Below are 12,283 nucleotides of genomic sequence, written 5' to 3'. Positions count from 1 at the left end.
TGCAAAGTCTCAAAAACTTGATAGAATACTCAACCTAAATAGGCGTATAGCTCAGTTGGTTAGAGCGCTACCTTGACATGGTAGAGGTCAGCAGTTCGAGTCTGCTTATGCCTACCAAATATTTAGAAAGCCCCAATCTCACGATTGGGGCTTTTTTTGTCTGTAATATATGGGCTGTAGGGAAAAATTCTTGCTTGCATCGACTCGTAATCATGATTATTTAATCAGCTTTAAATCATTTGAAAAAGCGACGGTGACCAAATGGTGACCAAAACGTGACCGACCCTTAAAAACAATTAAAATTAAAACCCTCTTTTTGACCTCTACTTCAAACTCTAGGCTAGAACCTATTTCTTAGTATTTTTCTCTTCATCCTCTCTTACATATTCAAAAATATCTCCCACCTCTACTTCTAAATACTCGCAAAGCTTATCTATAGTATCGAAATCAATTCTAGATGATTGATCGTTATATATCTTGTGCAACGTCGTTTTGCTTACTCCTGTTGCTCGTACGGCATCCGCTACTTTTAGCCTTCTTTCAGCTAACAAAGTTGGGAGATGGTTAACTATCATCTTATAAACTCCAATTATAATTATAAAAAGTACTTGCATAGTTATAAGTTTATGGTAAATTACAACTATGGTATCTAAAAGTACTATTATGGTTAAACTTTATATAAGGAACATATTATGTCACATACCTACCTAACTACCCAAGAGTTTTCTGAGCTCATCAAATACAACCCTCGTACGATTCGTAATGAGCTCAAGGATAGTGTGCTTATCGAGGGCATTCATTATATACGCCCGTTCGGTGGTCGTAAGATTTTGTACATTTGGGAGGAGATTGAAAAAGATATGCGCACTGGCGTCGCCGGTAGCATCAATGCCATGGCACTTCAATAAGGAGAAATAGGATGGCTAGTATCAGAAGTAGATACGGCAAGCTGGTTGTAGATTTTTACTATATGAGTATACGCTGTCGGGAGACGACAAACCTGACAGACACACCGACGAATCGCAAGAAGCTTGAGAAAGTGATTGAGAAAATGGAAGCAGAAATCATCTTAGGTTTGTTCAACTATGCTAAGTACTTTCCAAAAAGTGACAAAGCAGCAGAAATGGTAGCGTTGAACGATCGCAAGGAATGTATCAACACTAATACGCCTTCCTTTGAGCAGTTTGCAAGATTATGGTTTTCTGAAAAAGAAATTGAATGGCGTGATACTTACAAGCGCAAAATAAAGGAGATTATTGATATGTACTTGATTGTTAAGTTTGGGACTAAGCCCATTCATCTCATAAAAAAGACAGATGTATTAGCCTTCCGTTCATCCCTCGCCAAAGTGACTTACGGAAAAGCTAACAAACATCTGTCAGCGGCACGCATCAATTCGATCATGGTACCTTTAGGTATGATACTAAAAGAAGCGGCTAAACGCTATCAATTTGATAATCCCTACTACGATATCAATGCGCTAAAACAGCCTAAAACAGATATTCAACCATTCACACTGAATGAGGTTTGGACGTTTATCAATGGTGTAAGAGCAGACTATCGCAATTACTATCTGGTACGTTTTTTTACAGGTATGCGTACAAGTGAAATTGATGGATTGACGTGGGAGAACATTGACTTTAATCGACGTGAGATTGTGATCAAACAAGCTTATGTTAAAGGCAAAATTGTTCCTCCTAAGACTCAAGAGTCTTACCGTGCGATTCAAATGTCACCTTGGGTCTATGACGCTCTAAAAGAACAGCAAACGATCACTTATAAGCGATCTGACTATGTGTTTTGCGCGCATACAGGTGAACCACTTGATTATAACAACGTGAATAAGCGTGTTTGGCACCCTACTCTTAAGATCTTAGGTCTCAAGAAGCGTAATGCCTATCAGAGCCGTCATACTGCAGCAACGCTCTGGTTAGCTGCTGGCGAAAGTCCTGAGTGGATAGCCAGCCAAATGGGACACTCTACGACCAAGATGCTATTTAACACGTATAGCCGTTACGTACCGAATATGACTAGGCAGGATGGTAGTGCATTTGAAGCATTGGTCAATCGCAGTCAGATTGCTCAAGTATCTATTGACAAGGAGACGTCACAATGAAAATCATTGATTACGATAAACTGCATGCGACGTTTAAACCTAGTGGCTATATCAGTAATGATGCAAATAATATGGCTAACTCTCTAATTTGTGAGCTCTGTATTCAATCAGGTACTGGTTTGGCTCGTTTATTAAATGTAGATAGCTGCTTCGATAATCATATGGCAATGCGGGTATGGGTACAGAAGCGCTTAGACGCTAATCCTGATTATATACTTGATGAGATGCGTGGTCAGTTGGAGATTGAGCTTTACAAGCTACTACCACACACTGGCTATGGATACTAAGGAGGATATCATGAGTATGAACTTCGTTTTTGATTTAGCTCTAGAGTGTGCAGAAAAGCGTTTGTGCCATGAGTATTGGTCTTATGTGTCGCCCAGTAATTATATAGCGCATTTAGAATTGCTTTGTTATGACCACAACATGGAGGTTGATGCATTGTTTGCTACGCTTACAAAATGTCAGGTTTATTTAGATGACATACACTGCGAGTACTGTGGTCGTCCCTATCAATTAGATGTTCCAGCAGATATACCTTATGCAAGGCGATTAAACTCTTGGTTTTGTGAGGGATGTATCAGTTTTTCTGGTGGACGGCTTGTCTTAGGTAGGTAGAGCTTCAAATAGTGAGAGATAGCGGTTAGTTTGAAATAGGAAAAATAAAAAAAGCCTCAGCTCGTAAGTTGAGGCTTTTTCAGTTTAGTCAGTTTAGATATATTTTAACTAAAACTTTTATAAGATTACACCTTACAAACTACACTGGCTTCTTTAGCCTTCTCATAGAACCCGTAAGCATCTAATCATAAAGACTCTACATCATCAAGATATTCTTTTGTACCTTTTTAAGTGGAAATTTCCAATCTGGGATAAAGTCTCATCTGAGGCAAAAACCAAAGGGCATATGTTAACTGTGTAAGTTAAAGTGAGGCATGCAGGTACGCCATAACTAAAAATTTAGTCAGAACTGAGCTTAAAACAACCCGCCTGATGCGGGTTGTTTTAGTTGATAGCTAGCTACTTTTTTGAAGGTAGTTTTTATACTAATTACGATAAAAGTATTATGACTCACTCATTCAAATATAGCTCAGCCATCCCATCAAGTCTGGCTTTAACTTCTTTCCAGTTCGGCATTACTTGCGTTAGTAGCCGCCAGAAATGCTCGCTGTGGTTGTGTTCAGCTATATGACACAGCTCATGCAATATCACGTAATCAATGCATTCCTTTGGTGCTTTTACCAAATGTGGATTAAGTATTAGATTGCCTTTAGTAGAGCAGCTACCCCATTGTTTTTTCATTAACATTAGTCTCAATGAAGGACTATTTTTTACCCATGATGCCTTATATATCAAGGCTTCAAGCCTCTCTCCAGAGATCGACCTAAATTTATTTTTATACCATTCGTCAATAAGACGTTTAACTAAGACAGCTCGTTCTTCAGTGTCCAACTCAGAATCACTTTGAGACAATTCTACGTTTAACTTACCGTGACTAAGCTTCACAGTGCTATGTATTACATTGGCAGTTTCTATATTGGTTATCACTTTTAACACGTAACGACGGCCTAGATAAAACTGGGTTTCGCCGCTGACATAACGTTTGGGTAATACATGATCTTGCTGTTTTGCAAAAGCCTGTAGGCTCTGCCATATCCAGCGAGCGCGTTTCATCATCGCATCATGTATTACCTCATCGGTAGCATCGACAGGTGCGGTCACAACCACACGCTGATCAGGATGTACCTTGATAACCACTTTTCGAGGCTTGGTCTTTTTAGCAATCAGCTTGTCGCTTTCAGGCTGGTTTATCTTTTCTTTATAAGTTACTTCTTTACGCACAACTTCATAGTCAATTTTATCTTGACCATAATAAAACACACCATTCTCAGTCATTACCTACTACCCTCTTGCTGCTCTTAGGCTACTTGTCTCTCGAAAGTCCAAGACGGGTAATCTTTAGCACTTCCTCGATGAGCTGTTGCGCTTTATCGATACCCAAATCCATAAATAACATCGGCAGCAATTTGACACTAATAGCATTTTCGATCTCTGCTGGATTAATAGAATACTCAGCCACTGCTGTTTTAACGATATTATCAATCTCAAAGGCGTAAGCGACTAGCTTGTCGTTATCTAGCGCTTTATCCGCTAAGAAGTCGGCACCAAATAAGTGCTTAAACAAACCAAAGTACGCCTGGGCATGTTTGTTCAATTTACCACTATCATCGACAAACTCATTCGGTACATCAGCGACATCACGGTCTTTGACAGCTTGCTCAAAGTCAGCAAACATCATGTACTGCTTCACGGGTGCATCAAACATTGCCTTGGCATCCGCAATCGCTTGTTTGAGCAATTTAGAAAAATACTCTTGGGCATAAGGATCATCAGCCAAATCTTGCTCAATCATCTTGGTCACCCGACCAGTGATTTTATCCGTTTGGTTACGAGCTTCATCCTCACTCATCGCTTCAGGCTTAACATTCTTACCTAAATTATCGACAAGGTAAACGCCCTTTGCTTCTTTCACCTCAAGCCCTGCAATGTGCTTATCGAGTAAGCTGCGAATATCTGCTTCATACTCATCGTAATCGATGGTTTCATCAGCATCTTCGCGCACTTGCTTGCGTAGATTAACAAAGGCTTTTAGATCGGCTTTGTAGCGATCACGTTTGTTATCGAATGATTTGTCTTCAAAGAAAGACGCTGATTGCAGCGCAATTTTCATGGCGTTAGAAAATGCGGTTAAAGCTGCATAAAAGTCATCACGCTCTTTGAGCTTGGTATCGACTACCCTGCCATCGATTTCCTGCATCTTTGGTGCAAGCACCTGCCTTAGCGCTTGTCCATCTTGCTTGTTTTTCACTGATGAGAATATCGCCCACAGCTCGCTATGCAGTCTTGGTAGCTGCTTATACTCGGTATCCATCGCGTTATATAGACCTTTGAGGTCTTCGATATCAAAGCCACCTTGCGTACGCTCGGCTAAATCTTGGTATTTCTCAATAGTGATATCCAGCTCTTTTAAGATGCCACGATAGTCAATCAGATAACCAAAGCGTTTCTTCTCATGCAAGCGGTTTACCCGTGCAATCGCCTGAATGAGGTTGTGCTGCTTTAGCGGTTTATCGATATACAGCACGGTATTCTTTGGCTCATCAAAGCCCGTTAATAGCTTATCAACGACAATCATAATATCCGGACCATCGTCTTGACTAAAGGCTTCTATAATAGCTTTGGTATAGGCTTTTTCATCACCGCCATACTCTTTGGCGACATTGGCTTGCCACCAGTTCTGGACAATGTCTTTTGATTCGCCATCGACGGTGTCATGCCCTTCACGAGTATCAGGTGGTGACATAGCAACCACTGAGGTCACTTTGCCAATCTTATCTAACGCCATCTTATAGCGGATAGCTGAGGCTTTAGAGTCACAAGCCAACTGACCTTTTAGATGCTGCTGTTTGAAATTTTGAAAGTGATCAGAGATGTCATGAGCGATAAGCTCAATACGACCTTCAACCTGATAGATTTGACCTTTTTGGGAGAACTTACGTTTGAGGTCAGTTTTTTGATCATCGGTCAGCTTTTGGGTGATACGGTCAAACCAAGCATCAATGGCTTGGTCATTGGTATTAAGCTCAGGGATACGCTCTTCGTATAAGAGTGGCGTGACCGTTTTATCTTTAACCGCTTGCTGCATGGTATAAGAGTGAATAATGCTACCGAATTTGTTTTCAGTCTTATCATCCTTAAGCAATGGCGTACCCGTAAAGGCAATAAAAGCAGCGTTTGGCAAGGCTTGCGCCATACGGATATTATTCTCACCGTTTTGGCTACGGTGACCTTCATCGACCATAACGATGATATTTGGGCTGTCGTTATAACATTCATCATATTTAACGGCTGAGCCAAACTTATTAATAATGGAAAAAATAACCCGCTCGTTACCGTGACCGATTTGCTGAGCTAAACGGCGACCAGAGGTTGCCATGGCATCAGTTTTATCGCGATCACTAAGCACACCACCAGAAGCAAAGGTTTTACTAAGCTGAGTTTCAAGATCAACACGGTCGGTGACCACAATGACACGGCACTTGGCGAGCTCCTCTAACCAAATAAGCGCCTTGGAGAAGAATACCATCGTGAATGATTTACCACTGCCTGTAGTATGCCAAATGACACCACCTTGCCGACTACCCGACTTACCATCAGAGCCGTCAAAAGTGCTGATACGCTCAATCAGGGCTTTGATGCCAAAGACTTGCTGGTAACGGGCAACAATTTTGCCCACCTTTTTATCAAACAAGGTAAACATGCGTGTCATTTCAAGCAGACGCTGTGGCTGCAAAAGGCTGATGATTAAGCGGTCTTGGTCGGTGACGGCTAGATCACCGCCAGCAATCAATGACTTATATTCATCTGCAATAGAGACAGGACGATGATCAAATAGGTTATTAATTTGCTTAGGACTGAGTGCTTGGTTCTTTAAACGATGAAACTCAGGCTCAGAGATTTCTTCTTCGACCCATTTTGCCCAAAACTTCTCAGGCGTACCGCAGGTAGCATACAGACCGTCATTACCATTGACCGCTAGTAATAACTGGCTATAGGCAAATAGATGCGGTATTTCTTTTTGATGTTGATTGCGAATATGTTGGGACATCGCTTGGGCATTGGTAGATTGCCACTCTCTACTGGAGTCAGGACGTTTGGCTTCGACCACTGCCAGCGGTAAACCATTCACAAAGCAGACAATATCTGGCCTACGACTACTCGTACCTTCACTATTGAGTACGACCAGCTCTTCGGTAACGTGAAAGCTATTATTGTCGATGTTATTCCAATCTATCAGAGCGATGGTCTGCGAAGTTTTCTTACCATCGATAAACTCCGTCACGGTCACGCCATAGAGCATGGCGTTATATAGCGCCTCATTTGCAGCCTGCAAGCCTAAATTCATTGCGGGGTTCAGCTCATGCATGATCTTATCAATGGCGCTGTCTGATAAATGATGCGCCTTACCTTCAAACGTAAAAGTCTGCTTGGTTAAAAACGCAAGCATGATAGGCAGTAATACAACTTGGTCAGTAGCCTTATTTGAAGCTACTTTTGAGCGCATGGCATTGCATTGATTGGGCGAAATAAACTCGTGCCCCAAGGTGGTAAGCAAGGTTAAGGCAGGGATTTTTGAGCTGAATTCTTCTTGGAAGTTAATGCTAGGATTGGTCATATTTACCCATTTTAGACATAGCGTTTGTTTGGTCTTATCGATTGTAACTGATAATGTCATAAAAAAGGCAAAGAAGAACCGCCAATGTTGCGTGTTACCCAAAGGGCTTAGCGTGGCGGTGATGGCAGAGTCAGCTTTATAGTTACTTTACGACTCATCTTGATTTTCGATGGCTTGTGTCCTATCAGCAGATATATCAAACACTGATTCTTTCGTTAAATACACGTCATTAAAATCAGGATTTTCATTCAAATACTTCTCAATTTTCTCAGAATTTTTCATTTCAGAAAAAATATTTAGAAATAAAAATGAGCCCCATAACATCACTATAATATAGATAATGATGACAATAGCAGAACCTATATCATCTTTAGATAAAATATTAGTAGAGTCTGTCATAAGCAAAAAGCTTATAAGGTATAACGTTAAGAATGTTGCTATAGCAGACAATACTAAGAAGAAAATACCAGAGAATATTCCAAACAATTTTTCAAATTTATTTATAGAAACTTTAAGTCGATTATCCTCGTAAGATAGATGAATTTTAGATCTCTTAAAGTTAGATAAGGTTATACTCCCCTTTGAATACTCATATAACTGCAATATAGCATGACGTAAATAAAAGTCTAACCTCATGCCTGTAGACTGATAAAAGTAGTCCTCGGCTATTTGCTTTTGTATACTCTCGCGAGTTAGTGAGTCTAGATATGGTGATTCTAAAGACTTTTCTTTATCTCTAATACTTCTTCGGCGAGCGTACGAAAATGTATCCATAAACTCTCTAAGCTTCTGGGGGTTTAGTAATATCCTTATCAAAGTAATTGAAACTATGATTACTGGTGCCCATACACCAAAACTATCATAAAGCTCTTTAAAGCTCTCTACATTCATTGATTTTCTCTTTTTTTAATCGATGCGCTGACACGCACACTACGCTTCTATCTATTCGATGATGCATTAATAATTTCATGTACCCCAGGCATTGTTGGACTAGAATCACCTGATATAAGTCCTGTATCTGCTCGGCTAAACAAGGCTTGTAATACAATACTTCGTGCATCGGTATCAAAATCATCTTTTTCATGAGTTAATGATAGATATAGATAGGTCAATTGCTCACGTTCTTCTGCATCACGTTGCAAATGGTAAGAGCTAAACACCAGTTTTGAAAGTGCTTTTATAGCAAAAGCATAGACTGACAAAAGGGTAATAAATAGAACAACCCCTTGCAGGCTATCTATACTTATAGCCGTACTTTGGGTATTTACCCACGTATAAAATAAAACACCAAAAATGCCAAGTCCAACAGCGACGAATACTGAAAGAATTATCGCCCATCGATTGCCTAACTTTTTATAGTCTTCAGCTTTTTTACTCCAATAGCTTGCAGCAGGTTCAAGCCTTAACTTTTCTTGATAAGTATTTTCAAGGTTATTGACTTTCTCAGACCATTTTTCATGTTCTTTTTTGAACTTATCTACTTGTTTTTGACTAGTATCGTTATATTTTTTTGCTGCATCTGTAATCCAATTTTTAAATATATTTTGAGATTCAGTTGCTTCTTCAAATAATTTATTCTTTATTGCTAATATCTCATTCCTTAATTGATCAATGGAGGCTTCTTCCGCATTTCTGCGAGAGGTTAGCCTCTCTTCATCTTGCATTTCGAATTCATACGCAAGAATTAAACCAAATAATGAGTCACGATTGTTATCAATATTGACACTACCTACAAAAACTTCGAAAAATGCATTTGCAGTCCTCACACCCTGTTTTTCTAAAATATTAAGACCTCTAACTACAAAAGGGTGCGATGAAGATAACCAGTATGAGCTTAGGTCATTAAGTTTTGAATTGATATATTCAATGCTTATAGAGTCATCAACTGAGAGCCTCTGTAACTGATCTTTCAATTCTTCCAAAAGACGTAGTGAATATTGCATTAATATCAAAGGAGCATTGTTATTCGAGTAACCTAAATCTTCTAGATGTGTTAGTTCATTTTCATATTTAACCCAAAAATCAAACTCATCATCTATAAATATTTTTAACTCCTCAAAGTTAGAGACACTAAATTTTATACCCAACATATCTTTGAAGTCAAAACTACTTTCATCATCTTGAACATCAATGTTTCTTAAATCGTTTATATCCATCAAACAACCTCCCCATCAATCACCACCCGCTTCTTACCCGTCAACAACACCTGCATCAGCGCCTTTTTCTCTTGCTGTAAATCAGCCAATTGCTGCTCAAGCAAATCAATTTCTTTATCGGCATTGGTTAATACAGTGGCGATTTGTTGTTGTTCTTGTTGAGTTGGAAGCCTGATCACTAAATTACGTAAAACACCTAAAGCAACAAATTTTTGTGTGCCGCCAGCATTTAACCTATGGATTTGCTTATCTATGTCATGACTCGATAAGTAATAAATCAAGAAGCCATTTAACAAACCTCCTGTTTCTTTTATCAAAGCCACATTTTTTATTGCATAATTAGATGATTTCACTTTAACTGGATTACCAATTGTTCCTATCATTCCAAATAAGATATCTCCGTCATTTACGCCTGAGCGTTTATTGATTTGAAGATAATCCTCTTCTGAAATGAATTTAACATTTGATAAGTCTAATCTGCCTGAAGATAGTAAGTTCTTAGAGGTAATTAGAGGATAGCCTACATCTATGAACTCAGGGCTGTCATGAGTTCCATCCCTAACATCAGAAATCTTACCAAGCTTAACCTCTTCCCACTCACCCTTGAACCGTTCACCCGACTCATCAAGCAAACGCTTTTTACCCGTCAGCAACTGCTGCATCAATGCTTTTTTCTGCTGGGTACTATTTTCAATCAAACGCTCAGTGGTACTAATCGCTTTATCCCAAGTGGATAAAATTTTGGCGATTTTTTGTTGTTCTGGAAGTGGTGGAACTAACATAGGTAACTTTTCTAAAGTAGCTTTATTTAATTTAAAGCGTCCAGCACCTTGTCTTGATAGAAAGTTAGTAATGTTACGGTGTTGAAAATATATATAAAACCATTCGGAATCGCATGTATCTGAACTTTCAATAATATGTGCATGGTTATTAACGGTACATTTTCCACTAATAAACTGTGTTTGACGCATTGTTTCATATTTAAGGAAATGATCACCATCCTCACCAATCAACGCATATGTACCATCTTGTTCATAATCAGCAATATAATCTTGGATTTTAGTCGGTCCGTAGTATGGGTAAGGACCAGGAATAAGTGAGCGTACTTCTTGGCTTATGGGCTTGCGGAAATTATTCTTTATATTTAAGGCTTCCCCAACTTTATCGAGTTGCCATCCTTTAGGTATAAAGCCAATTCTAGCTTGTATAAGCTCAAGCTTAGAAATCTCATTAGGCACCATAACCCAACTCCTTTAAAAACCCTGCCATCTCAGTCTCTAGACTTTCTAATTCAGCTTTTAACTGAATACGCTCAGCACGCACCGCGTCTAGATCAATCTCCGCCTCTTCTTCAAAGGTATCGACATAACGTGGAATGTTTAGGTTAAAGTCATTTTCTTTAATTTCATCAAAGCTCGCTAGATACGCGTATTTATCTACGTTTTCACGCGCTTTATACGTCTCAATGACTTTAGCGATATTGTCTTCGGTCAGCTGGTTCTGGTTTTTACCTGATTTAAACTCATTGCTGGCATCTATAAATAACACCGTGTCATCAGTTTTGTTCTTCTTAAACAGCAAAATAGCCGCTGGAATACCCGTCCCAAAGAACAGTTTTTCTGGCAAGCCAATCACCGTATCAAGTAGGTTTTCTTCAATAAGTTGTTGACGGATTTTACCTTCACTTGACGCACGGAACAGCACGCCATGTGGCACGACCACACCCATACGACCAGTGCTTGGTTTAAGCGTTTCGATCATATGACTGATAAACGCATAGTCGCCCTTAGTCTTGGGCGGTACACCGCGATGGAAGCGACCATAGGGATCGCTACTGGCATCTTCATGACCCCATTTATCTAATGAAAACGGCGGATTGGCGGTCACCACATCGAACTGTAATAAGTGCTTGCCGTCCTTATCGAATAGCAGCGGATTACGGATGGTATCGCCCCACTCGATACGGTGGTTGTCCTCACCGTGTAGGAACATATTCATCTTGGCCAGTGCCCATGTCGAGCCAATGGCTTCTTGACCGTATAGCGCATACTTTTTAGAGTTTGAGTTTTTGCGTACCATCGCCCCGCATTTAATGAGGAGCGACCCTGAACCACAGGCTGGATCACATATCTCATCACCTTCGACAGGCTCAAGGATAGTCGCCAGTAAGTTAGACACTTCGGGCGGCGTATAGAACTCGCCAGCCGTCGCCCCACTACTGGCAGCAAAATGCTTGATTAAATACTCATAAGCATTACCAATCACGTCTAAGCTACCGACACGCTCAGCAGAGAGATTCAGAATATCTTTGCCAAAATCTTCTAATAAATGGCGTAATAGCTCATTCTTTTGCTTTTCTTGACCGAGTTTATCAGTGTTAAAGCTAATGTCTTGGAAGACGTTTTTGAGCTTGGTGCCGTTAGCTTCTTCGATAGCGTGTAGCGCCTCGTCAATACGTTGACCATTGCCCGGCTGATGACGCAGATCATACAAGTCCCAAAAGCTGGCACCTTCAGGCAGTACAAAACGCTGCTTGGACATCATGGCATGGATCAACTCAGGATTGTCGCCAAACTGCTCGACCAGCTTGTTGTACTCATCGCGATATACATCAGATAGGTACTTTAGGAACAGCATGGTTAGGATAAAGTCTTTATAGGTATCGGCGCTGATGACCCCGCGAAACGTGTCACAGGCATTCCACACGGCTTTGTTGATGTCGTCTTGATTGATTTGGGTAATATTATCAGTGGTACTGGCAGGCATTTGTTATTCCTT

The 12,283-nt window shown here is 40.1% G+C and carries 11 protein-coding genes and 1 tRNA gene; 5 read left to right on the top strand and 7 right to left on the bottom strand.

Annotation, left to right across the window (positions count from 1 at the left end):
- Positions 1–40: 40 nt before the first annotated feature.
- Positions 41–117 (top strand) — tRNA-Val (locus ACI2JM_RS08990).
- 230 nt (positions 118–347) lie between these two features.
- Here ACI2JM_RS08990 and ACI2JM_RS08985 read toward each other — a convergent pair.
- On the bottom strand, positions 348–575 hold the full coding sequence (locus ACI2JM_RS08985) for a helix-turn-helix domain-containing protein (RefSeq protein WP_404643670.1): 228 nt from the start codon (positions 573–575) through the stop codon (positions 348–350).
- A 117-nt stretch (positions 576–692) separates the two neighbouring features.
- On the opposite strand from ACI2JM_RS08985, the gene ACI2JM_RS08980 reads away from it, so the two are divergent.
- The 4 genes from ACI2JM_RS08980 to ACI2JM_RS08965 are packed head-to-tail and all read left to right on the top strand — an operon-like array spanning position 693 to position 2,734.
- Positions 693–908, top strand: coding sequence for a hypothetical protein (locus ACI2JM_RS08980; RefSeq protein WP_404643668.1), 216 nt, complete (start codon positions 693–695; stop codon positions 906–908).
- A gap of 11 nt (positions 909–919) precedes the next feature.
- Entirely contained in the window at positions 920–2,116 is a 1,197-nt protein-coding gene (locus tag ACI2JM_RS08975; RefSeq protein ID WP_404643666.1) for an Arm DNA-binding domain-containing protein, read from the top strand.
- Entirely contained in the window at positions 2,113–2,403 is a 291-nt protein-coding gene (locus tag ACI2JM_RS08970) for a hypothetical protein (RefSeq protein ID WP_404643664.1), read from the top strand. The genes ACI2JM_RS08975 and ACI2JM_RS08970 overlap by 4 nt, the downstream gene beginning before the upstream one ends.
- A 10-nt stretch (positions 2,404–2,413) precedes the next feature.
- The gene (locus tag ACI2JM_RS08965) at positions 2,414–2,734 is read left to right on the top strand and encodes a hypothetical protein (protein WP_404643662.1); all 321 of its coding nucleotides are present in this window, start codon (positions 2,414–2,416) and stop codon (positions 2,732–2,734) included.
- Positions 2,735–3,184: 450 nt separating this feature from the next.
- On the opposite strand, the gene ACI2JM_RS08960 is transcribed toward ACI2JM_RS08965, so the two are convergent.
- The 6 genes from ACI2JM_RS08960 to ACI2JM_RS08935 all read right to left on the bottom strand — a co-directional run bounded on the left by ACI2JM_RS08960 (position 3,185) and on the right by ACI2JM_RS08935 (position 12,271).
- Positions 3,185–4,009: a M48 family metallopeptidase gene (locus tag ACI2JM_RS08960; protein WP_404643660.1), complete on the bottom strand. Its 825-nt coding sequence runs from the start codon at positions 4,007–4,009 to the stop codon at positions 3,185–3,187.
- A gap of 28 nt (positions 4,010–4,037) precedes the next feature.
- Positions 4,038–7,349, bottom strand: a complete 3,312-nt coding sequence (locus ACI2JM_RS08955; RefSeq protein ID WP_404643744.1) for a type I restriction endonuclease subunit R — start codon at positions 7,347–7,349, stop codon at positions 4,038–4,040.
- A 147-nt stretch (positions 7,350–7,496) separates the two neighbouring features.
- Complete coding sequence (locus ACI2JM_RS08950) at positions 7,497–8,240, bottom strand: hypothetical protein (RefSeq protein WP_404643658.1); 744 nt, start codon at positions 8,238–8,240, stop codon at positions 7,497–7,499.
- A 47-nt stretch (positions 8,241–8,287) separates the two neighbouring features.
- Positions 8,288–9,505 carry a DUF6161 domain-containing protein gene (locus ACI2JM_RS08945; RefSeq protein WP_404643656.1) on the bottom strand — a complete coding sequence of 406 codons (1,218 nt, stop codon included), beginning with the start codon at positions 9,503–9,505 and terminating at the stop codon, positions 8,288–8,290.
- Positions 9,505–10,746 carry a restriction endonuclease subunit S gene (locus ACI2JM_RS08940; protein WP_404643654.1) on the bottom strand — a complete coding sequence of 414 codons (1,242 nt, stop codon included), beginning with the start codon at positions 10,744–10,746 and terminating at the stop codon, positions 9,505–9,507. Before ACI2JM_RS08940 ends, ACI2JM_RS08945 begins: the two co-directional genes overlap by 1 nt.
- Positions 10,736–12,271 carry a type I restriction-modification system subunit M gene (locus tag ACI2JM_RS08935; RefSeq protein ID WP_404643652.1) on the bottom strand — a complete coding sequence of 512 codons (1,536 nt, stop codon included), beginning with the start codon at positions 12,269–12,271 and terminating at the stop codon, positions 10,736–10,738. The genes ACI2JM_RS08940 and ACI2JM_RS08935 overlap by 11 nt, the downstream gene beginning before the upstream one ends.
- Positions 12,272–12,283 lie beyond the last annotated feature (12 nt).

Source organism: Psychrobacter sp. NPDC064578, from assembly GCF_044901245.1.
Taxonomy (GTDB): Bacteria; Pseudomonadota; Gammaproteobacteria; order Pseudomonadales; family Moraxellaceae; genus Psychrobacter; species Psychrobacter cibarius_C.
Note: the sequence above shows the minus strand (reverse complement) of the source record. Positions and strands in the feature narration are given on the sequence as shown.